This window comes from Pseudomonas sp. LLC-1 (genome assembly GCF_002992185.1).
Classification (GTDB): domain Bacteria; phylum Pseudomonadota; class Gammaproteobacteria; order Pseudomonadales; family Pseudomonadaceae; genus Aquipseudomonas; species Aquipseudomonas monteilii.
Map to the genome: position 1 here is coordinate 449,216 of NZ_LUVY01000012.1, position 21,528 is coordinate 470,743.

16 protein-coding genes are annotated in these 21,528 nt (G+C 63.3%); 9 read left to right on the plus strand and 7 right to left on the minus strand.

Going from position 1 to position 21,528, the window contains the following annotated elements:
• Nucleotides 1-101: 101 nt before the first annotated feature.
• Nucleotides 102-971 carry a LysR substrate-binding domain-containing protein gene (locus A0O30_RS13015; protein ID WP_025752728.1) on the minus strand — a complete coding sequence of 290 codons (870 nt, stop codon included), beginning with the start codon at nt 969-971 and terminating at the stop codon, nt 102-104.
• A gap of 243 nt (nt 972-1,214) precedes the next feature.
• On the opposite strand from A0O30_RS13015, the gene A0O30_RS13020 reads away from it, so the two are divergent.
• From A0O30_RS13020 to A0O30_RS13040, 5 genes are all read left to right on the plus strand, one after another.
• Nucleotides 1,215-2,531 carry an MFS transporter gene (locus A0O30_RS13020; RefSeq protein WP_019097816.1) on the plus strand — a complete coding sequence of 439 codons (1,317 nt, stop codon included), beginning with the start codon at nt 1,215-1,217 and terminating at the stop codon, nt 2,529-2,531.
• 14 nt (nt 2,532-2,545) lie between these two features.
• Entirely contained in the window at nt 2,546-3,937 is a 1,392-nt protein-coding gene (locus A0O30_RS13025; protein WP_105946772.1) for an FAD-dependent oxidoreductase, read from the plus strand.
• 97 nt (nt 3,938-4,034) lie between these two features.
• The gene (locus tag A0O30_RS13030; RefSeq protein WP_019097814.1) at nt 4,035-4,745 is read left to right on the plus strand and encodes a YebC/PmpR family DNA-binding transcriptional regulator; all 711 of its coding nucleotides are present in this window, start codon (nt 4,035-4,037) and stop codon (nt 4,743-4,745) included.
• A 144-nt stretch (nt 4,746-4,889) separates the two neighbouring features.
• The gene (locus A0O30_RS13035) at nt 4,890-5,834 is read left to right on the plus strand and encodes a LysR family transcriptional regulator (RefSeq protein ID WP_105946773.1); all 945 of its coding nucleotides are present in this window, start codon (nt 4,890-4,892) and stop codon (nt 5,832-5,834) included.
• A gap of 81 nt (nt 5,835-5,915) precedes the next feature.
• Entirely contained in the window at nt 5,916-7,328 is a 1,413-nt protein-coding gene (locus A0O30_RS13040) for a DOPA decarboxylase (RefSeq protein WP_105946774.1), read from the plus strand.
• Between the two features lie 35 nt (nt 7,329-7,363).
• Here the strand turns inward: A0O30_RS13040 and A0O30_RS13045 are convergent, their stop codons facing one another.
• On the minus strand, nt 7,364-8,737 hold the full coding sequence (locus tag A0O30_RS13045; protein ID WP_105946775.1) for an MFS transporter: 1,374 nt from the start codon (nt 8,735-8,737) through the stop codon (nt 7,364-7,366).
• Between the two features lie 287 nt (nt 8,738-9,024).
• On the opposite strand from A0O30_RS13045, the gene quiC reads away from it, so the two are divergent.
• A complete protein-coding gene (quiC, locus tag A0O30_RS13050) occupies nt 9,025-10,932 on the plus strand; it encodes a 3-dehydroshikimate dehydratase QuiC (RefSeq protein ID WP_105946776.1) in 1,908 nt (635 codons plus the stop codon).
• Nucleotides 10,933-10,960: 28 nt separating this feature from the next.
• Here the strand turns inward: quiC and A0O30_RS13055 are convergent, their stop codons facing one another.
• Entirely contained in the window at nt 10,961-11,629 is a 669-nt protein-coding gene (locus tag A0O30_RS13055; RefSeq protein ID WP_105946777.1) for a bifunctional 2-polyprenyl-6-hydroxyphenol methylase/3-demethylubiquinol 3-O-methyltransferase UbiG, read from the minus strand.
• Between the two features lie 90 nt (nt 11,630-11,719).
• On the opposite strand from A0O30_RS13055, the gene A0O30_RS13060 reads away from it, so the two are divergent.
• The 3 genes from A0O30_RS13060 (at nt 11,720) to A0O30_RS13070 (ending at nt 15,748) form a co-directional block, all read left to right on the plus strand.
• Nucleotides 11,720-12,232: a sigma-70 family RNA polymerase sigma factor gene (locus A0O30_RS13060; RefSeq protein WP_105946778.1), complete on the plus strand. Its 513-nt coding sequence runs from the start codon at nt 11,720-11,722 to the stop codon at nt 12,230-12,232.
• On the plus strand, nt 12,233-13,216 hold the full coding sequence (locus tag A0O30_RS13065) for a FecR domain-containing protein (protein WP_105946779.1): 984 nt from the start codon (nt 12,233-12,235) through the stop codon (nt 13,214-13,216).
• 105 nt (nt 13,217-13,321) lie between these two features.
• Nucleotides 13,322-15,748, plus strand: a complete 2,427-nt coding sequence (locus A0O30_RS13070) for a TonB-dependent receptor (RefSeq protein WP_105946780.1) — start codon at nt 13,322-13,324, stop codon at nt 15,746-15,748.
• 32 nt (nt 15,749-15,780) lie between these two features.
• On the opposite strand, the gene A0O30_RS13075 is transcribed toward A0O30_RS13070, so the two are convergent.
• The 4 genes from A0O30_RS13075 to A0O30_RS13090 all read right to left on the minus strand — a co-directional run bounded on the left by A0O30_RS13075 (nt 15,781) and on the right by A0O30_RS13090 (nt 21,137).
• Entirely contained in the window at nt 15,781-16,644 is an 864-nt protein-coding gene (locus A0O30_RS13075) for a sensor domain-containing diguanylate cyclase (RefSeq protein ID WP_105946781.1), read from the minus strand.
• Between the two features lie 79 nt (nt 16,645-16,723).
• Entirely contained in the window at nt 16,724-18,052 is a 1,329-nt protein-coding gene (locus tag A0O30_RS13080) for a TolC family outer membrane protein (protein WP_105946782.1), read from the minus strand.
• 1 nt (nt 18,053) lies between these two features.
• Nucleotides 18,054-19,394, minus strand: coding sequence for an HlyD family type I secretion periplasmic adaptor subunit (locus A0O30_RS13085; protein ID WP_105946783.1), 1,341 nt, complete (start codon nt 19,392-19,394; stop codon nt 18,054-18,056).
• A 6-nt stretch (nt 19,395-19,400) separates the two neighbouring features.
• Nucleotides 19,401-21,137, minus strand: coding sequence for a type I secretion system permease/ATPase (locus tag A0O30_RS13090; RefSeq protein WP_105946784.1), 1,737 nt, complete (start codon nt 21,135-21,137; stop codon nt 19,401-19,403).
• Nucleotides 21,138-21,528: the final 391 nt, after the last annotated feature.

Sequence of the window (21,528 nt, forward strand, 5' to 3'; positions counted from 1 at the left end):
CCTCTTCGCGGGCTTGCCCGCTCCCACAGGATCACCGCAGGTTTTGAATGCTGTGCAGTACCTGTGGGAGCGGGCAAGCCCGCGAAGAGGCCGGCACAGGTTTACATCCCTTCCTCGACCATTTGCAAAAAGGTCGCCACCACCCGTCGCGTGCGCTGTTCGCTAAGGCAAACCAGCGTCTCGGTCAAATGCCGTTGGCAATCCACAATCGGCAGCGCACACACCCGCGCATCGGCGCCAAACTCCGCCGCCGACACCACCCCCACGCCAATCCCCACCACCACCGCTTCCCGCGCCGCCTCGCGGCCTTCCACCTGGATCGCCGGGCGAATCCGCAGCCCGGCCCGCTGCATTTCTTCTTCCAGGGTCTGGCGCGTCACCGAGCCAGGCTCGCGCAGCACCAGCGGTGTGTCGTCCAGGTCGGCCAGGCTGATCGAACCACGGCTGGCCCAGGGGTGGTGGTGGGAAACGAACGCCACCATCGGGTCGCGGCGCAGCGGCAGGCAATGCAGCCGCTCATCGTCCACATCCCGTCCCAGCAGCGCCAGGTCGGCCTGGTAGCTGAACAGCCGGGCCAGCGACTCATCGGTGTTGCCGGTCTCGATCTTCACCTGGATGCCCGGGTAGCGCTGGCAGAAGCGGGCGATCTGCGGCAGCACGTGCACCGGCGCATCCACCGCCAGCACCAGGCTGCCGGTGTGCAGGGCACGCGAATCCTGCAGCAGGTCATGGGCCTCGGCTTCGCAGGCGAACAGGCGCTGGCTGATGCCCAGCAAGCGCTCACCGAGGTCGGTCAACTGCACCGAACGTTTGTTGCGGTGGAACAGCAAAACGCCGAAGCGTTCCTCCAGCTTGCGCACCTGGTCCGACACCGCAGGCTGGGTAAGAAACAGCTTTTCCGCTGCGCGGGTAAAGCTGCCGTGCACGGCCACCGCATGAAAGGCCTTGAGTTGTGCGTGGGAAACCGACATGACCACCTCAGTAACAAGCTGAGCTTATGTGTGAAATACGATAAATCGATTTTATTTATCTTAGCGCAACTGTTTCCATGCATGTCAGCCCGACGCTGGCACCACGAATGCCGCCAGGGCCATGGTGCCCACACGGTGCCATCTGACCCGATGACAGCCTTGTCATCGCTGTGCGTAACACAAGAACAAGACAGGCGTTTCTTCACATTCTGCCGGCACACTTGAGCAAGAGGTCAGACGTACATGAATCAATCACTAGCCGCGTTCAAACGCTGGCGCATCCAGATTTTCGCCATCACCTGGCTGGCCTACGCCGCCTTCTACTTCACCCGCAAAGCCTTCTCGGTGGCCAAGCTGGGCATCGCCGAAGACCCCAACTTCATGCTCGACAAAGCCGCCATGGCCAACCTCGACGCCATCTACCTGGCCGCTTATGCCGTGGGCCAGTTCACCTGGGGCATGCTCGCCGACCGTTTTGGCCCTCGGGTGGTGGTGCTGGGCGGGTTGCTGATTTCCGCCGTGGCGGCGGTGGTGATGGGCAGTTACGCCACCTTCCCGATCTTTGCCACCTGCATGCTGGTGCAGGGCCTGGCGCAGTCCACCGGCTGGGCCGGGTTGTGCAAGAACATCGGCAGCTTCTTCCCGGCTTCGCAGCGCGGGCGGGTACTGGGGTTGTGGAGTTCCTGCTATGCCTTCGGCGGCCTGGTGGCTTCGCCGTTCGCGGGTTGGTGGGCCTACACACTGGTCGGCACCTGGCACGCGGCGTTCTTCTCCAGTGCCGCCGTGGTGGCGCTGGTGGCCGTGCTGTTCTTCATCCTGCAGCGCAACAAACCTGAAGATGTCGGCCTGCCGGCGGTAGAGCCCGAGCCGCAGAGCATGGCCCCGGCCGGCAACCTGTGCAGTGTGTGGGCGCCGCTGAAAGAGATCCTGCGCAACCGCACCGTGCTGACGCTAGGCCTGGCGTACTTCCTGCTCAAGCCCGCGCGCTACGCCATCTTGCTGTGGGGGCCGGTGATCGTCTTCGAGCAGATGCCTTCGGTGGGCAAGGTGGGTGCGGCAATCATCCCGACCGCCTTCGAACTGGCCGGGCTGCTGGGCCCGATCATCATTGGCCTGGCCTCCGACAAACTGTTCGGCGCCCGCCGCATGCCGGCTTGCGTGATCAGCCTGGTGTTGCTGACGGTGACCCTGGCGGCCTTCATGGCGGCCATGCACACCGGTAGCGTGATGCTGGTGGTGGCGTTGCTGTTCGTCATGGGCCTGACCCTGTACGGGCCAGATTCGATGATCAGCGGCGCGGCGGCCATCGACTTCGGCACCGCCAAGGCCGGTGCGACTGCAGCGGGCTTCGTCAACGGCTGTGGTTCGGTGGGGGCGGTGCTGGGTGGGCTGCTGCCGGGGTACTTCGATGGCGTCACGGTGTTTATCGTGTTCGCCGGCTGCGCGTTGTTCTCGGCGCTGGTGCTGCTGCCGCACTGGAACAGCCGCCCGGCCAGCACCCCGCAAAGCGCTGACGTGGCACCGAATACCAGCATGGCAATCAAGCCACTGCGTACCTAAAGGAAAGCGAGCGAATGAGACCCTTCTGGCTGCAACAGGCCCTGGATTCGGCGCAGGAGGCGGTGTGCCCACCGCTGCAAGGCGATACCCGTTGCGATGTGTGCATCGTCGGCGGCGGCTACACCGGCCTGTGGACGGCGCTGATGCTCAAGGAAGTGGTGCCGGCGCTGGATGTCGTGCTGATCGAAGCCGATATCTGCGGCGCCGGCGCCAGTGGCCGCAACGGCGGTTGCGCATTGTCCTGGTCGGCCAAGTACTTCACCCTCGAACGCCTGTTCGGGGTGGCCGAGGCGGTGCGCCTGGTGCGCGAGTCGGAACGCAGCATCGGTGATATCGGTACGTTCTGCGCGGCCAACGGCATCGACTGCGACTACCGCCTGGATGGCACGTTGTACACCGCCACCAACGCCGCTCAGGTCGGCGCCACCGATGCAGTGATCGCGGCGCTGGAGCAGAAGGGCATCAACTCGTTTCGCCGCCTGCCGCTGGACCAAGTCCGGCGTCTGGCGGGTTCGGCACGGCACCTGGAGGGCTGGTTCTCGCCAGCTGCCGCCACGGTGCAGCCGGGCAAGCTGGTGCGTGGCCTACGCCGGGTGGCGTTACAGCGCGGCGTGCGCATTCATGAAGGCACGGCCATGAGTGGCCTGGAACACGGCGCCCCGGTGCAGGTGCGCACGGCCCATGGCACGGTGCGCGCCGACCGCGTGGTGCTGGGCCTGAATGCCTGGATGGCGCGGGCTTTCCCGCAGTTCGAGCGCAGCGTGGCGATCGTTTCCAGCGACATGGTAATTACCGAGCCGTGCCCCGAGCTGTTGCGCGAGATTGGCCTGGACAGTGGCATCAGCGTGCTCGACTCGCGCATTTTCGTGCACTACTACCACAACACCTCCGATGGCCGGCTGATGCTTGGCAAAGGCGGCAATACCTTTGCCTATGGCGGGCGCATGCTGCCGGTGTTCGACCAGCCGTCGCCATACCGGCCGCTGCTGCGCGAAAGCCTGGGCGGGTTTTTCCCGGCCTTGGCCGAAGTGCCGCTGGCGGCCAGCTGGAACGGGCCGTCGGACCGCTCGGTGACCGGCTTGCCGTTTTTTGGCCGGCTGGACGGGCAGGGCAACGTGTTCTATGGCTTTGGCTATTCCGGCAGTGGCGTTGGGCCGTGCCACATGGGCGGGCAGATTCTGTCGTCGCTGGCGCTGGGGCTGGATAACCCATGGACCCGTTCGCCGCTCGTCAAGGGGCCGCTGGGGCTGTTCCCGCCCGAGCCGGTGCGTTACCTGGGTTCGCTGATGGTGCGCAATGCCATCCGCCGCAAGGAGCGCGCCGAAGACCTCGGCATGCGGCCACGACGGCTGGATGTGCGTCTGGCGCGGTTTGCCGCGGCAGCAGGCAAGGCCGATAAAGGCTGATGAGATTTCTTGTCGATCCCATGCGTGAGGGCGTATAAAATGCACCCACTTTTGGCCGGTCGCTTCCTGAACCGGCCGCTGAAACAAGAGAGTCGACATGGGCGCACAGTGGAAAGCCAAACATAGAGAAACAGCGGCCAATGCCAAAGGCAAGGTCATGGGCAAGCTGTCCAAGGAAATCCAGATCGCGGCCAAGTCGGGCGCCGATCCTGACATGAACCCGCGCCTGCGCCTGGCCATCGTGCAAGCCAAAAAGGCCTCGATGACCCGCGAGACCCTGGAGCGTGCGATTCGCAAGGGCGCGGGCCTGGACGGTGATGCCGTGCAGTACCACGCCGTCAGCTACGAAGGCTTTGCACCGCACCAGGTGCCACTGATCGTCGAGTGCCTGACCGACAACGTCAACCGTACCGTCGCGCAAATCCGCGTACTGTTCCGCAAGGGCCAGCTGGGTGCCAGTGGTTCGGTGGCCTGGGACTTCAACCACGTCGGCCTGATCGAAGCCACGCCGGAAGGCGACGCCGACCCGGAAATGGCAGCCATCGAAGCCGGCGCCCAGGATTTCGAGGAAGGTGAAGAAGAGGGTTCGACCCTGTTCATTACCGACACCACCGACCTGGACGCGGTACAGAAGGCCCTGCCGGAGCATGGCTTTACCGTGACCTCGGCGAAGATTGGCTACACCCCGAAAAACCCGGTGAGTGCGGCCAGCCTGAGCGCTGACGCATTGGCTGAGGTGGAAGCGTTCCTCGAGGCGATCGACGAGAACGATGACGTGCAGAACGTGTACGTTGGTCTGACTGACTGATCTGCTTTTCCGGGGCCGCTTTGCGGCCCAATCGCCGGCAAGCCAGCTCCCACAGGTACAGCACAAACCTTCAAGGTTGTGCTGTACCTGTGGGAGCTGGCTTGCCGGCGATTGGGCCAGTCGATTCACTAGAAGGGAGCCTGCATGAACCCCACCTTCGCCTCCCTCAGCCTCGCCCACCTGCGCACCCTCGACCACCTGCTACAGCTGAAAAACCTCAGCCACGCCGCCGAGCGCCTGGGCGTCAGCCAGTCGGCCCTGAGCCGCCAGCTGGCCCACCTTCGCGAAGCTTTCGACGATCCGCTGCTGGTACGCCAGGGCCGTGGCTACGTATTGAGCGAACACGCCGAAGCCCTTGTCGAACCCCTGCGCCAGGTTCTCGAAGAACTACAGGCTCTGCGTCAGCCCGCCGTGTTCGACCCGGCACGCTGCGAGCGGCGTTTCTGCCTGGCTGCTTCGGACTACGTGGCCGAGCACATGCTGCCGCTGCTGGTGGCCGCGCTGGAGCGTGAAGCACCGGGCGTATCGCTGGAGTACCGTACCTGGCAGGCCGGCCAGTACGCCTTGCTGGCCAGCGGCGAGATTGACCTGGCCACCACCCTGTTCGACGAGTCACCGCCCAACCTGCACGGGCGTCTGCTGGGCGAGGACCGCGCCGTGTGCCTGATGCGTCGTGACCACCCGCTAGCTGCCCATGTCGCACTCAGCCAGGGTGATTACCTGGCGCACAAGCATGTACGTATTTCCGGCGGCGGCGACAAGGACAGCTTCATCGACCGCCACCTGCGCGCCCAAGGCTTGCAGCGGCGGGTCAGCCTGGAAGTGCCGTTTTTCTCCGCCACTGTGCAGGTGATCGCCAACAGCCAGGCCGTGGCGACCGTGCCCGAGCACATTGCCCGGCAACTGTGCCGCTTGCATGATCTGGCCTGGCGGCCGCTGGGTTTCATCGACCACAGCCAGCGCTACTGGGTGGTGTGGCACCAGCGCCTGCAGGCCTCGGCCGAGCACCGCTGGTTGCGCAACCGGGTGTTCGAGCTGTGGCGACAGTCGCAGTTTGGCGTGCAGGGTGGGCATGCGGGTTTGCCATAGCAGGTATGCGCAAGGCGGGGTTATTCGCTTTGGCACAGGTGCCTAGACTGGGGGCAGTGGAAAAATCACAGGAGCCCCCACGTGACCCCCGAACAATTCCGCCAGTACGGCCACCAACTGATCGACCTGATCGCCGACTACCGCCAGACCGTCGGCGAACGCCCGGTCATGGCTCAGGTCGAGCCCGGCTACCTCAAGGCTGCTTTGCCTGAAACCGCCCCCCAGCAGGGCGAACCCTTCGAGGCCATCCTCGATGACGTCAACCAGCTGGTCATGCCCGGCCTGTCCCATTGGCAGCACCCGGACTTCTACGGCTACTTCCCCTCCAATGGCACCCTGTCTTCCGTATTGGGCGATTTCCTCAGCACCGGCTTGGGCGTGCTTGGCCTGTCTTGGCAATCCAGCCCGGCACTGAGCGAGCTGGAAGAAACCACCCTCGACTGGCTGCGTCAGCTGCTGGGCCTGTCTGGCCAGTGGAGCGGGGTGATCCAGGACACCGCGTCGACCAGCACCCTGGTGGCGCTGATCAGTGCCCGTGAACGCGCCACCGACTACGCCTTGGTACGCGGCGGCCTGCAGGCCGAAGCCAGGCCTTTGATCGTGTATGTCAGTGCCCATGCCCACAGCTCGGTAGACAAGGCCGCGCTGCTGGCGGGTTTTGGCCGCGACAATATCCGCCTCATCCCCACAGACGAACATTACGCCTTGCGTCCAGAGGCCTTGCGGGTGTCGATCGAGCAGGACCTGGCTGCAGGCAACCAACCTTGCGCGGTTGTGGCCACCACTGGCACCACGACCACCACCGCCCTTGACCCGCTGCGCCCGATCGGTGAAATCGCCCAGGCCCATGGCTTGTGGCTGCATGTGGACTCGGCCATGGCCGGTTCCGCGATGATCCTGCCTGAGTGCCGCTGGATGTGGGATGGCATCGAGCTGGCCGATTCGGTGGTGGTCAACGCGCACAAGTGGCTGGGTGTGGCCTTCGATTGCTCGATCTATTACGTGCGCGATCCGCAGCACCTGATTCGGGTGATGAGCACCAACCCCAGCTACCTGCAATCGGCGGTGGATGGCGAGGTGAAGAACCTGCGTGACTGGGGCATCCCGCTGGGCCGGCGGTTCCGCGCGTTGAAACTGTGGTTCATGCTGCGCAGCGAGGGCGTTGACGCATTGCAGGCGCGGTTGCGGCGCGATCTGGACAATGCCCGATGGCTGGCGGAGCAGGTTGGGGCGGCGGCTGAGTGGGAGGTGTTGGCACCGGTGCAGTTGCAGACCCTGTGCATTCGCCATCGACCGGCGGGGCTGGAGGGGGAGGCACTGGATGCGCATACCAAGGGGTGGGCCGACCGGCTGAATGCTTCTGGCGATGCCTATGTGACGCCAGCGACACTGGATGGGCGGTGGATGGTGCGGGTTTCGATTGGTGCCCTGCCGACTGAGCGAGGGGATGTCGAGCGACTGTGGGCGCGCTTGCAGGAAGTGGTTGAAGGTTGAAAGTGCCGGGGCCGCAACGCGGCCCCGGCCATCTGTCAGTGGCTCACTGCCTGAAAGCTGCCTTTACGGCTAGCCTCGTAAGCATCCTTTTCCATCGGCTTGGCGTCCGGGTTACCGAGGTCTTCCATCGCCAGGCGATGGGTTTCAGGTGCAATGTAGGCCGCCAGGGCGCACACGCAGGTAATGAAGAACGCCAGGCTACCCACCACCAGCGGGATGTTGTCCGAGCCAGGCGGTGCGACCAGGGCGAACAGCGCCGGCAGCATGGCGGTCAGCATGGTGCCGATGTTCTGTGCGATGGCCATGGCCGAAACGCGGTAGCGGGTGTGGAACAGCTCTGGGTAGAAGCTTGGGAACACCGCGTTATAGCCCTGGTAGACCATGCCCCACATCACGATCGAGGCGGTGAATGCCAATGGCACGTTCTGGATGCTGATTGCATACAGGTAGACGAACGCCAGCAGGCCAGAGCCCAGGCAACCGGCGATCATGGTCGGGCGACGGCCGATCTTGTCCGACAGGTTACCCACGAACGGAATCACCAGCACCGCGACGATGTTGCCGACTACCGGGATCCACAGGTACACGCTCTTGTCGAAGCCGATGCCATAGGCCGGCTGCACCGCGTAGGCCGCACCGAAGATGGTGGCCACCACCGGGATCACGTTCATCAGGGCCATGAACATCACCAGCACCATGTGCTTCCAGCTGTGGCGGAAGGCCTCGCTGATGGGCGATTTGGCAACCTTGTCCTGCTTCTCTTCCTTCACGAACGCCGGGGTTTCGTGCACTTCCTTACGGATGATGAAACCGGCAATCAGCACAATGGCGCTCATCAGGAACGGAATGCGCCAGCCCCATTCGGTGAAGGCTTCGCTAGGCATGAAGTAGGCCAGTGGCAGGAACACCGCCGCTGCCAGTACCTGGCCAGCCTGCACGCCTTGCAGGGTAAAGCTGGCGTAATAGCCTCTTCGGCCGAATGGCGCGTGCTCCATGATCATGGAACTGGCACCGGAGATTTCCCCGGCCACGGCAAAGCCCTGGATCAGGCGCAGCACCACCAGCAAGGCCGGTGCGAGGTAACCGATGTCGTGGTAGGTGGGCAGCAGGCCGACGGCCATGGTCGACAGGCCCATCAGGAACATGCACAGCAGCAGGACGTTCTTGCGCCCGCGAGTGTCACCCCAGTGGCCCAGTACGAAGGCGCCGACCGGGCGCGCCAGGTAGCCCACACCGTACGTGGCCAACGAGGCAATGATGGCCATTTTCGGGTCGGTATTGGGGAAGAAGATCTGCGGGAAAATCAGCGCAGCGGCCTGGGCGTAGATGAAGAAGTCGTAGTACTCGAGTGCCGAGCCTATCCATCCACTGGCGGTCGCTTTTTTGGCTTGCGAGCTGGAGTGAGCCATCGTTGTCTCCGTTGTTATTGTTGTTTGCGCAGGTTCCGCCATACGTTCGCCAAGGCAGGAGGCAGTGGTCGGTGTGTCTGCGTCTGGGTGTCATGTTGACCCTGGGGCTGCGGTCTAGCAATTCGCTAAATTGGGTTTTGTGCGATAATCGAACGCAAAACTAACCATTCCGTACAAAGAGATTGAAGCGGCGACTTTACCTGCGAATAATCGATCGTGCCATAAACTGTGACAGTGGTTTTTACCTGACTGGCACCGTCATTTTCTAACAACAAGGAACTCCCGCCATGCAGCGTTCGATCGCTACCGTGTCCTTGAGCGGCACCCTGCCGGAAAAGCTCGAAGCCATCGCCGCCGCCGGTTTTGACGGCGTCGAGATCTTCGAAAACGACCTGCTCTATTACGCCGGCAGCCCGCGCCAGGTGCGCCAGATGTGCGCTGATCTTGGCATTGCCATTACCCTGTTCCAGCCGTTTCGCGACTTTGAAGGCTGTCGCCGCGACCGCCTGCAGAAAAACCTCGACCGCGCTGAACGCAAGTTCGACCTGATGCAGGAGCTGGGCACCGACCTGGTGCTGGTGTGCAGCAACGTCCAGGCCGATGCCCTGGGCGAAGAACAGTTGCTGGTCGATGACCTGCGCCTGCTGGCCGAGCACGCCGGCAAGCGCGGCCTGCGCATTGGTTACGAAGCGCTGGCCTGGGGCCGCCACGTCAACACCTACCAGCAAGTGTGGAACCTGGTGCGCCAGGCCGACCACCCGGCCCTCGGGGTGATCCTCGACAGTTTCCATACCTTGTCCCTGAAGGGCGACCCCAGCGCGATCCGCGACATCCCCGGCGACAAGATCTTCTTCGTGCAGATGGCCGACGCGCCGATTCTGGCCATGGATGTGCTGGAGTGGAGCCGCCACTTCCGCTGCTTCCCGGGGCAGGGTGAAATGGACATGGCCGGTTTTCTGGCGCCGATCCTCGCCACCGGTTACCGTGGCCCGCTATCGCTGGAAATCTTCAACGATGGGTTCCGCGCTGCGCCGCCACGGCAAAATGCCGCTGATGGCCTCCGCTCGCTGTTGTACCTCGAAGAGCAGACCCGCCTGCGCCTGGAGCAGGAAAACACGCCGATCGAACCTGGCGTGCTGTTCACCCCGCCAGCGGCGAGCACCTATGACGGTGTGGAGTTCCTTGAATTCGCGGTTGACGAAGCCGTTGGCGCGCGTCTGGCCAGCTGGCTGAAACGCCTGGGTTTTGCCGAAGCCGGCAAACACCGCAGCAAAGAAGTGCAGTTGCTGCGCCAGGGCGATATCAACATTGTGTTGAACGCCGAACCGTATTCCTTCGGCCACAACTTCTTCGAGGCCCACGGCCCGTCGCTGTGCGCCACCGCGCTGCGGGTCAAGGACCAGCAGGCAGCCCTGAAGCGCGCGACTGCCTACCGTGGCCAGCCGTTCCGGGGCTTGGTCGGCCCTAACGAATGTGAAGTACCGGCGGTGCGTGCGCCGGATGGCAGCCTGCTGTACCTGGTAGAACAGGGCACTGCCGGCCAGACCCTGTACGATACCGATTTCAGCCTGGACAAGAACGCCACCGCCACTGGTGGCCTGCGCCGCATCGACCATATGGCCCTGGCCTTGCCGGCCGAGTCGCTGGACAGCTGGGTCCTGTTCTACAAGAGCCTGTTCGATTTCGCCGCTGATGACGAAGTGGTGCTGCCCGACCCGTACGGCCTGGTCAAGAGCCGCGCGCTACGTAGCCAGTGCGGCACCTTGCGCCTGCCGCTGAACATTTCGGAAAACCGCAACACCGCCATCGCCCATGCGCTGTCCAGCTACCGCGGTTCGGGCGTGCATCACATCGCCTTCGATTGTGATGATATCTTCCGCGAAGTGGCGCGCGCCAAGCTGGCCGGTGTGCCGTTGCTGGAAATCCCGCTGAACTACTACGACGACCTGGCAGCACGCTTCGATTTCGACGACGAGTTCCTCAGCGAGCTGGCGTATTACAACGTGCTGTACGACCGCGATGCCCAGGGCGGCGAGCTGTTCCACGTGTACACCGAACCGTTCGAGGAGCGCTTCTTCTTCGAGATCATCCAGCGCAAGGGTGGCTATGCCGGTTACGGCGCGGCCAACGTGGCAGTGCGCCTGGCGGCCATGGCCAAAGCCCGCAGCGGGGCGGTGCGCAAGCCGGTGCTCTGAAGCTTGAGCTGTGTGGGGCTTGAGCGTCTCAAGGGCGCTCAGCCACCATCAATAAGGACTGCGGCACCGCACTCTGCGGGTGCTGCGGCTCCTGCAGGCTGACCAATCGCAACCCTGCCATGTCCAGCGCATTCAGCCAACTGGCCAGGGTACGGAAATACCAGGGCATTGGCTGCCAATCCCCGGTGAAGCCGGCAAATGACTCCTCCCGCCAGCCATCCTGATAATCCCCACCCGCCATGCTCCAAGGGTGCAGCGTCTGGATCACCAGCGCACCGCCAGGCACCAGTAGGTCGTGCATCGCCGCCAGCAGCGGAATGATGTCCTGGTGCAACAACGCAAAATTGGCGCAGATCAGGTCATAGCCTTTGCCTACGTAGACGTGGCCCTCGGCCAACTGCGCATAGCTGGCCAGGTGCACCTCGGCCGAGCCCGCAGCCCGTGCGGCATCCACCAATGTCCTGTCACCGTCGACACCCACGGCTTCGATCCCGCGATCACCCAGTGCGCGCAGCAGCCAGCCCTCACCGCAGCCCAGGTCCAGCACCCGTTCGGGCTGGCGGCCAAGAATGGCCAGCAGGATCGCCTGGTCGGTGACCTGGCGGCGGCTTTCGATGGCGCCGCTGCGCACGGCTTCAATCCAGGCTTGCGCGTTATGCTGCCAACTGGCGAGCAGGGTGCTTTCAGGGTCAGGCATGGTGGTGTCCTGGTGGTTGAACTTGCGTTGTCTTGAAACGCTACCTTAATATTGAAAACAATTCTCACTTGCGCAAACAGAATCGCCCCCATGAGCGACGTGCTACTTGGTTCCGACAATCACCTGCGCAATGTAGAGGCACTCTACAACGGCCACCAAGGCTGGCTGCATGCCAAACTTCGCAGGCGCCTGGGCAATGCAGTCGATGCGGCTGACCTGGTTCAGGATACCTTCGCACGTATCCTGGCCTCGAAAACGGTGGTGTTCGACGAACCGCGCGCCTTCCTGAGCTGTGTTGCAGGGGGCATCCTTGCCAACTGGTGCCAGCGCAAGTCTCTGGAGCGCGCCTACCTCAAGGCGCTTGAGCACCTGCCAGCGCCTGAGGTGCCTTCGCCTGAGTCCCGCTTGCTGATTCTGGAAACCCTCCACGAAATAGACGCCATGCTCGACACCTTGCCGCCATTGGTCAGGCGCGCGTTTCTGCTGTCCCAGCTGGGCGGCATGAAGTACGAAGCCATTGCCGAGCAGCTAGGCGTGTCGCTCATCACCATCAAGCGTTACATGAAACAGGCATTTCTCCAGTGTCTGAGGCTGGTCGACTGAATGGCTGATGTCCAGCGTGTCACGTCGGCGGCCCCCGAGGTGCTTGAAGAGGCGGCCGAGTGGTTGATGACCTTGAGCGCCGGTGATGTCACCGATGCGCAAAGGGCCGACTGGCAGGCCTGGCGCAACAGCAGCCCTGAGCGGGCGCAGGCCTGGCAACGTGCCGAGCGGCTGATGGGCAAGCTGGATGGCTTGCCCCCGGCGCTGTCGATGTCTGCGCTCGACCGCCCGACCGACCCTGGCCGTCGCGCGATGATCAGCCGATTGGCGTTGCTGTTGGCCGTGCTCCCGGCAGGGTGGGCCGGCTGGACGCTGACCGACAGACAAGGCTGGGCTGCCGATTATCGCTCGGGCATAGGCGAGTGCCGTCAGCTTGCGCTGGCTGATGGCACGCAGATTTTCCTCAATACCGACTCGGCAATCGACGTTCGCTTCGATGCCGACGAGCGCTTCATTCAGCTGCTTCGTGGTGAAATCCTGGTGCAGACAGCACCCGATATCGTAGTGCCCGCGCGCCCTCTGCGGGTGGGCACACGGGAAGGGCGCATGCAAGCGCTGGGTACACGGTTCAGCGTGCGAGAACGGGATGGGCGTACCTACCTGGCCGTTATCGAGGGGGCCATCCGGATTGAGCCTTCCCGTGCAACAGCCCATGCAGCCACCGTAGTGCAGGCCGGTGAACGTGCCGATTTCAACGCTCATGCGGTTGGCAGGCCGATGCCGGTTGATAGCAGCGCGACGGCCTGGACCGAAGGCATGCTGCTGGCAGACAACATGCGGCTGGCTGATTTTGCTGCCGAGCTGACGCGCTACCAGCGCGGCTTCATTCGCTGCGATCCGCGCATTGCCGACCTGCGCATTTCGGGGGCCTTTCCGGTCAGCGACACCCCGCGCAGCCTGAGCATGCTGGAGTCAACCTATGCGTTGCGGGTGTCCGCGCACATGAATGGCTACTGGACCCTGCTTTATCCTGTAGAGTCCTGAAATGTAAGGCGCGGAAAAAAACTGCTGTCCGGGTGATACTTTTTTCAGTCTCGGCTGGCAACAGGAATGAACACTTCCATTCCCAGCCAGAAGGACCCGCCTGTCATGCCTGTTGCAAGTCGTCCATTTCGTGAGCGTGCGTTAGCTGTAGCGGTGCGCAACACACTCTTCGGTGCCGTTCTGGTGACAGGGGCCGGTTACCTTTTGCCCGCCGTCGCGCAACCCCTGGATAGCGTGACCATCCGCACTTACGAAATTGCCCCGGGCCCTTTGGGGCGGGCATTGTCCAGTTTCGCGCTGGCCTCGGGGGTAGCGTTGTCGTTTGAACCGGCGTTGACAGAGGGCCTGCACAGCCCCGGGCTGAGCGGTGCCTATTCGGCGCGCGACGGTATGGCCCGCTTGCTTGCCGGCAGTGGCCTTGAGTTGGTGGAATTGAGCAACGGCAGTTACCAACTCGCTCGTCAGGCAAGCGGTGGAGAAGGCCTCACACTGGCTGCCACCACCATCGATGCCAACAGCATGCGCCACGAAGCACTGCCTGAAGCCTACGCAGGGGGGCAGGTGGCTCGCGGCGGCCGGCTTGGCATGCTTGGCAACAAGGACGTGATGGATACGCCGTTCAACGTCACCAGCTACACCGCAAAAACCCTTGCCGACTTGCAGACGGTGACCGTGGCTGACGCCCTTGAGCGTGATCCGTCCGTGCGTTCTACCGGGCAAACGGGCGGCATCGTCGACTCGTTCTTCATTCGCGGCTTCCCGGTGGGTGAGGGCAACCTGGGCGAACTGGCCTTCGATGGCGTGTACGGCGTAGCCCCCAACTACAGGGTGTTCACCGAATATGCCGAGCGGGTCGAAGTGCTGAAGGGGCCGGGTGCCTTGATGTACGGTATCTCCCCGAACAGCGGCGTCGGTGGCGTCATCAACATCGTGCCCAAGCGTGCACTTGCCGAGGATTTGACGCGTGTCACCGCCAGCTACAGCTCTGACACGCAGGTGGGTGGCCACCTCGACATCAGCCGCCGTTTCGGCGATCAGCGGCAGTGGGGCGTGCGTTTCAATGGCAGCCTGGCCCAAGGCGATACGGCTATCGATGACCAGCAGCGTGCGTTGGACATCGGCGCCATCGCCCTGGACTATCAAGGTGAGCGCTTGCGTCTGAACCTCGACTTCATCAGCCAGGAGGAGCGCTGGGATGCCGCTTCACGCCCCTTCACCGTGGCCCCAGGTTTCGGCGTGCCCTCCGCCGCCAGCGGTCGCACCAACCTGCCACAGGACTGGGGGTGGTCGAAAACCCGCGAGCAATCAGCGTTGCTGGGCGGTGAATATGACATCAGCGACTCACTGACGGTGTTTGCCCACGCAGGTGGCGGCAGGGCGGATGTGGCGCGGATGTCCGACCAGGTACCCAGAGTTCTCAATGCGGCAGGCGACACCAGCAATACCCCCGGTTACTACAAGTTCAACGTCGATCGTTCCACGGCCGATGTGGGGCTGCGTACGCTGTTTGAAACCGGACCGGTCAATCACACGGTTACGGCCATGGCCACTCGCTATCAGGATGAGTTGTCACGCGGCATCAATAATGGCACGCCAATCCTTTCGAACATCTACCACCCGGTTGATGTGCCCAAGCAATACATCGCTGCACCGAAGGTGAGCCGGGTGTCTGAGGCCGAGCTGTCTGGCGTTGCCCTGACCGACACCTTGGCGGTCCTCGACGACCGCGTGCAATTGACGCTGGGCGTGCGCCGGCAGGAAGTCGAATCGCGCAACTACTTGCCGACCGCTTCAGCCAAGCACTACAACGAAAGTGCAACCACACCCGTCGTAGGTGTAGTGGTCAAACCGTGGGAAAACGTCTCGCTGTACTACAACTATGTTGAAGGCCTGAGCAAAGGCGATAACGCACCGGCCGGGGCAACCAACGTCGGCGATGCGTTTGCGCCCTACACGACCAAGCAGCAAGAACTGGGCGTGAAGTACGAGCACAACACGTTCATGACCACGCTGGCGGTATTCCAGATAGAAAAACCCAGTGGTGAGTTGGGCACTGACGGCCGCTTCTCGGTCGAGGCAGAGCAGCGTAACCGCGGTATCGAACTGAGCATGTTCGGGGAAATCGCGCCGGGCACCCGCCTGCTGGGTGGCGTTACCGTGCTGGACGGCAAGCTGACCGATTCGGCCACGGCCGCCAACAAGGGCAACGAGGCAGTAGGTGTACCCGATGTGCAGGCCAACCTGTGGGCTGAGTGGGACACCCCATGGGCTGAAGGCGTCACGCTGACCGGTGGCGCTATCCACACGGGCAGCCAGTACGTTGACCAAGCCAACACCCAGGAACTTGACGCCTGGACTCGGTTTGACATCGGTGCGCGCTACGCCACCCGGATCGATGGCCGCCCTACAACGTTCCGGGCGACAGTACAGAACGTGTTCGACCGTGAGTACTGGTCGGGTGTGGCATCGTACGGCGCGATATCGCCGGGTTACCCGAGAGCGTTGCAGCTGTCGGCTACTGTCGACTTCTGAGGCAGAGGCCGGACAGAGGGCAGGGGGTATCGTCACCCGGTTGCAGTGTGTTTTCGCTTGACCCGGTACATATCCCCGTCGGCATGACGCAACAGCATGTCGGCATCGTGGCCGTCCTGCGGGAAACAGGCCAGGCCAATGCTGCAGGAGGGTGTGTCGATATCCGGCATGTCTGCGCCGAGCGGTTCGGCCATGGCCGCCAGTATATTTGCCATGTGTTCGGCAATGGCTTCCGGCGACGGGCAGTCGGTCAACAGGACGGTGAACTCGTCACCGCCCATGCGCGCTACCGTGTCGCCCGCGCCCACGCAGCGCTCCAGGCGCCGGGCCAGGGTGCACAGTACCCGGTCGCCCACGCTGTGCCCGTGGTTATCGTTGATGTCCTTGAAGTCATTGATATCGAGAAACAGCAGCGCCAACGGGCGGCTGTGTCGCCGGGCTGCGGCAAGGGCATTGTCGAGCCGTTCGTTGAACATGGCCCGGTTGGCCAGCCGGGTCAGCGGGTCGTGATGGGCCAGGAAGCGCAGCTCTTCTTCTGCCTGGTGCAGTGCCGTCACATCCCGCGCCACACCGATGCGCGCTTGCGCCTCATCGGACCAGCTGGCTGCCCACAGGATATGCACGATCCCGCCATCCTTGCGCACATAGCGGTTGCGGAAGTCGTAATGGGGCTGCCCGTTCATCACCCTTACAATCGACGCGCGGGTGATGGCCAGGTCGTCCGGGTGCATATAGTCGGTGATCGGTGTGCCGATCAGCTCGCGGGCCTGGTAGCCCAGCAGCGCTTCGCAGGCATCGCTGACGAAGACGATCTGGTTGTCCCTGTCGACCACGAACACGGTGTCCAGCATCAGGTGGATCAGCCTGGGGTATAGCGCTTGCAGGTCTACGGGCATGGGGCAGGGTGTCCGCGGAGGGGTGACCGATCATAGCCTGACGCCAATAAACCGGCCACCGCTACCGTGTGTGCTCCGATCAATTGCTTACCATCAGTTCCGGCCCCAGGTAATTGTTGATCTGCTCGATGTCGTCATCGCCCAGGCTACCCACCGACGAGGCCAGCCGCAGCCGCGACATCAGGTAGTTCAGCTTCGCCTCGAACAGGTCGTGACGGGCGTCGTACAGCAACTCTTCGGCATTGAGTACATCCGAGTTGGTGCTGGTACCGCCTTCCTTGAAGCCCTTGCGGGTGGAGGTCAGCGAGCGCTCGTTGGAGGCCACGGCCTTTTCCAGCGCCTGAATGCGCAAGGCGCCACTCTGCACACCACGGTACTCGCGGGTGGTGTCGGAAATCACCTCCTGGCGCGTGGCGTCCAGCTCGTCCAGGGCCTTGGAACTGTTGGCGCTGGCCTGGCGGGTGAGGGCGCTGGTGCTGCCACCGCTGTACAGCGGAATGTTCAGCTCCAGCCCGATCGAGCTGTAGTGGTTGCGCTGGTTGATCTCGGAAATCGACTGGCTGCTGCCGGCGGTGTAGCCGGCCACGAAATCCAGCGTTGGCCAGTGCCCGGCGCGGGCACGTTTCACTTCTTCTTCGGCCAGCTCGTAGCTGTGCCGGCGTGCATGAATCAACGGGCTGTCTGCCTGGGCCTTGACCAGCCAGTCCTGCAGGTTGCCTGGCATCAGCGGCGGTGTACTGAAGCCTGGCTGCAAGGTGGTCAGTGACTGTGGGGTTTCACCAATGTACTCCTCCAGCTTGCGCCGGGTATTGACCAGGTTGTCCTGGGCGTCGATCAGGTCGGCCTCGGCCAGGTCGCGGCGAGCGACCGACTCGTCGACATCGGTGATGGTGCCAGCGCCCAGTTCCTTGCGCCGCTTCGCCGAAGCCAGTTGCTCTTCGAACGCATTCAGCTTGGCCTTGGCCAGGGTGATGGTTTCGCTGGCCAGCAGCACGTCGAAGTAGGCGTCGGCCAGGCGTACGGCGGCGTCCTGGCTCTTGGCATCGAACACCGCCACGCTGTAGTCGGCCCGTTGCTGGCCCTGGCGGTACTCGGCCATCTTCTGTTTGTTGAACAATGGTTGGCGCAGGCGCACGTTGGCACCTTTGGAGTCATAGTCCAGGTCGTTGTCCTGGCCATTCTGGCGCTGGCTGCCATTGACCCTGTTGAAATAGGCCGAAGCGTTGATCTGTGGCAGCAAGCCGGCTTCGCCGATGGCGCGGTTTTCGCTGCCGGCCTGTTTCTCATGCACGGCGGCCTGGTAGATCGGGCCCTGGTACTGCAACAGGTCCCAGGCTTGCTTCAGGTCCATGGCACTGGCCTGTACGGCAACCCCCAGCAGGCACAACATCAGGCACGGGCGTTTCATGTCATTGCTCCTTGAACGCGGCGTCGACGCGTTCGAGCATGGGTTTGAGCAAGTAGCTGAGCAGGTTGCGCTCGCCGGTCTTGATGGTGACGGTGGCGGGCATGCCGGGCCGGATATGGTTGCTGCCCAGCAGGCCCATGCCGGCGGGCGTCACTTCCACCTGGGCCAGGTAGAACGGCTGCTTGCTTTCTTCGTCGAGCAGGCGGTCGGCGGAAATGGTTTTCACCCGCCCGGGAATGTTCGGCGTCTGCGCGTGGTTGAAGGCCGGGAAGGCGATGTCCACGTCCAGGCCTGGCACCATCTTGTCGATGGCCTGCACCGGGATCATCGCGTCTACTTGCAGGGGCTGGTCGAGTGGCACCACCTCCATGATCTTGGCACCGGGCTGGATGATGCCGCCGACCGTGGCAATGCTCAGGCCCTGGACCATGCCATCGATCGGCGAGCGGATCACCGTGTGGGTCACTTCGTAGTCCAGTGCACGCAAACGGTCGGCGAGGGTGGTGTTTTCCTTGGCGGTGTCGGTCAGTTGCGATTCCACTTCCTTCAGGTAGTCGTGCTGGCGCTGCAGGATACGCAGCTTGATCTCGGTGGCCTGGCTGCGTGCCCGGGCGATGTTGTTGAGGTTTTCTGCCTGGCCGGCGGACAGGTCGGCATTGCTGCGCTCCAGCTCCAGCAGGCGGTTGCGCGGTACGTAACCTTCGGCGGCCAGCACCCGGGTGCCTTGCAGTTCCTGGTTGAGGAAGCCGATCTGCGAGGCGCGGGCACCGTACACCTGCTGCAGGCCCTTGAGCTGCACCGCCGAAGCGGTGAGGTTTTCCTCAAGGATGCTCAGCTCACCTGCCAGGCCGGCGCGGCGGGTGTCGAGCAGGCGCTGTTGCAGGTCCATGGCGGCCAGCAAGCGCGGGTCATTGGCGTAGTGCTGGAGCAGGGCAGGGTCGAAGGTGACCGTGTCGTGGCTGTCGCGTTCGGCTTCCAGGCGGTTTTCCACGGTTTTGCTGACGATGTACTGGGCGCTGAGCGCGCCTTGCTCAGCGACCGCGCGCAGGGCGTCGAGCCGCACCACTTCCTGGCCTTTCTTTACCAGATCGCCTTCGCGCACCAGGATTGCCTCGACCGTGCCGCCGGTCAGGTGCTGTACCGCCTTGCGGTTGCTGGTGACCTTCACCGTGCCGGTGGCCACCACACCTGCGTCCAGTGGTGCCAGGCAAGACCACAGCAGGAAACCGCCAAAGCCGGCAATCACCATCCATACGCCCCAGCGTACTGGCCGGGCCGCATCCAGGTCGATCAGGTTCTTGGCTTCGGCGGGGATCAATTCAGCGTGTTGAGTCATCTGCATGATCGGCTACTCCCTTACTTTGACCGAAGCCAGCGGTGCCGCACCGGCCGCTGGAATCACGGCAGCCTTGCGCAGCGCCGCGAACACTTCGTCGCGGCTGCCGAGCATGTGCACAGCGCCGTCGCGCAGCATCAGTATCTTGTCCACGGCGCACAGCACATTGGGCCGATGGGAAATCAGGATCACCGTGGCGCCGCGCGCCTTCAACTCGGCCAGCGCATCCACCAGGGCCTTCTCGCCGACGTCATCGAGGTTGGCGTTGGGTTCGTCCAGCACCACCAGGTTGGGCTCGCCATACAGGGCGCGGGCCAGGGCGATACGCTGCTTCTGGCCGCCGGACAGCGGCGTGCCGTCGGCGGCCAGGCGCGTGTCGTAGCCCTGCGGGAAGTGCAGGATCATGTCGTGTACGCCGCTGCTGCGGGCAGCGCGGATCACCGCGTCACTGTCCACTTCGGCAAAGCGTGCGATGTTTTCGGCGATGGTGCCCTCGAACAGCTCCACGTCTTGCGGCAGGTAGCCCAGCCAAGGGCCGAGTTCGGCCTTGTTCCAGGTGAAGATGTCTGCACCATCCAGGCGCACCTTGCCGGCCTGCGCCGGCCACACACCCACCAGCAGGCGGGCGAGGGTAGACTTGCCCGAAGCCGAAGGGCCGATGATGCCTAAGCTTTCACCCGGCACCAGGCTGAAGCTGACCCCGCGCACGATGCTGGTGGTGGTGCCGGGGGCACCGGCGATCACGTTTTCCACGGCCAGCATGCCCATCGGCCGCTGCAGCGACATGCTCGGTGGCCGCTGCGGATAGTCTTGCAGCAGGTCGTTGAGCCGGCCCCAGGCCAAGCGGCAACCGAGCAACTGCTTCCAGGAGGCAATCACCTGCTCCACCGGGCCCAAGGCGCGGCCGGTCAGGATCGAACACGCGATCATCATGCCGGGGGTGATCTTGCCCTCTATTGCCAGCAACGCACCGGTACCGAGGATCAACGACTGCAAGGTGATGCGCACGAAACGCCCGGTGCTGCTGATCAGCGCCGCGCGGTCGGAGGCCAGGGTCTGCATCTGCAGGATGCGCAAGTGCCCTTGGTACCAGCGCTTGCCGATTGACGGCAGCATGCCCATGGCCTCGATCACTTCGGCGTTGCGCAGGTTGTTGTTGGCGTAGCTGGCCGACGACATGGCGGCCTGATTGGCTTCGGCCAGTGGCTTTTGCGTAGCCTTCTCCGTGAGGTAGGCCAGGCCCACCAGGATCAGCGAGCCAATCATCGTGACCAGCCCGAGCCAAGGGTGGATCAGGTAGCAGACCACCAGGTAGATCGGCGTCCACGGCGCATCGAAAAAGGCGAACAAACCATTGCCGGTCAGAAACTGCCGCACTTGCGCCAGGTCCTGCAGGGCCTGGGCCGGGTTACCGCCGGCGCGGCTCAGGTTGCGCTCGAACGCGGCGCTGAAGATGCGCCGGTTGAGGTCCATGTCCAGGCAGTTGCCCACCCGGATCAGCACGCGGGTACGGGTCATCTCCAGTGCCGACATCAACAGGAACAACCCGACCACCAGCAGCGTGAGCATGCCCAGGGTGGTGACATTGCGACTGACCAGCGCGCGGTCGTACACCTGCAGCATATAAATAGCTGGCGTCAACATCATGACGTTTATCACGCCGCTGAAGGCGGCCAAGGCATAGAAGCTGCGGCGCAAGCGAAAGAGCACGTCGGCCAGCTCGGAGCGGGTGCGTGGTGGCTTAGGCATCGGGGGCCTCCCTTCGTTACAAGTCGGGAAGCCCTTGCGGCGCCCCGTACAACGGTAGTTGTGGCTTCTTGGTCGGCTCGCAGGCGGGTCGCTCTTATGGCGAATAGTCCAAATCGCTGCGTTGCTCCCACATGCTGGAGCGTAGGTTGCAACGAAACATTCAGTAATATCATTTTGCTCTATAAATACTTTGAACTTTTCATAAGTACCAGAAAAACAGCTAGTTGCATCGCATTATCATCATCGAACGATTTTTTTGACGGGATATTGACAATCTTTTGCCCTACGACTTTAGTCTGAAGTATTCGGGCCCTGTGCAAGCTGGGGTCGATGCACGTGCGTTACACCTGTATCGCACGATTAACAGGCCCTCCCGGAGCGGTGGGGCCGG

Coding starts and splice junctions, on each gene's coding strand:
- A0O30_RS13015 (WP_025752728.1), bottom strand. CDS start 971: ATGTCGGTTTCCCACGCACAACTCAAGGCCTTTCATGCGGTGGCCGTG.
- A0O30_RS13020 (WP_019097816.1), top strand. CDS start 1,215: ATGAATCAATCACTAGCCGCGTTCAAACGCTGGCGCATCCAGATTTTC.
- A0O30_RS13025 (WP_105946772.1), top strand. CDS start 2,546: ATGAGACCCTTCTGGCTGCAACAGGCCCTGGATTCGGCGCAGGAGGCG.
- A0O30_RS13030 (WP_019097814.1), top strand. CDS start 4,035: ATGGGCGCACAGTGGAAAGCCAAACATAGAGAAACAGCGGCCAATGCC.
- A0O30_RS13035 (WP_105946773.1), top strand. CDS start 4,890: ATGAACCCCACCTTCGCCTCCCTCAGCCTCGCCCACCTGCGCACCCTC.
- A0O30_RS13045 (WP_105946775.1), bottom strand. CDS start 8,737: ATGGCTCACTCCAGCTCGCAAGCCAAAAAAGCGACCGCCAGTGGATGG.
- quiC (WP_105946776.1), top strand. CDS start 9,025: ATGCAGCGTTCGATCGCTACCGTGTCCTTGAGCGGCACCCTGCCGGAA.
- A0O30_RS13055 (WP_105946777.1), bottom strand. CDS start 11,629: ATGCCTGACCCTGAAAGCACCCTGCTCGCCAGTTGGCAGCATAACGCG.
- A0O30_RS13060 (WP_105946778.1), top strand. CDS start 11,720: ATGAGCGACGTGCTACTTGGTTCCGACAATCACCTGCGCAATGTAGAG.
- A0O30_RS13065 (WP_105946779.1), top strand. CDS start 12,233: ATGGCTGATGTCCAGCGTGTCACGTCGGCGGCCCCCGAGGTGCTTGAA.
- A0O30_RS13070 (WP_105946780.1), top strand. CDS start 13,322: ATGCCTGTTGCAAGTCGTCCATTTCGTGAGCGTGCGTTAGCTGTAGCG.
- A0O30_RS13075 (WP_105946781.1), bottom strand. CDS start 16,644: ATGCCCGTAGACCTGCAAGCGCTATACCCCAGGCTGATCCACCTGATG.
- A0O30_RS13080 (WP_105946782.1), bottom strand. CDS start 18,052: ATGAAACGCCCGTGCCTGATGTTGTGCCTGCTGGGGGTTGCCGTACAG.
- A0O30_RS13085 (WP_105946783.1), bottom strand. CDS start 19,394: ATGCAGATGACTCAACACGCTGAATTGATCCCCGCCGAAGCCAAGAAC.
- A0O30_RS13090 (WP_105946784.1), bottom strand. CDS start 21,137: ATGCCTAAGCCACCACGCACCCGCTCCGAGCTGGCCGACGTGCTCTTT.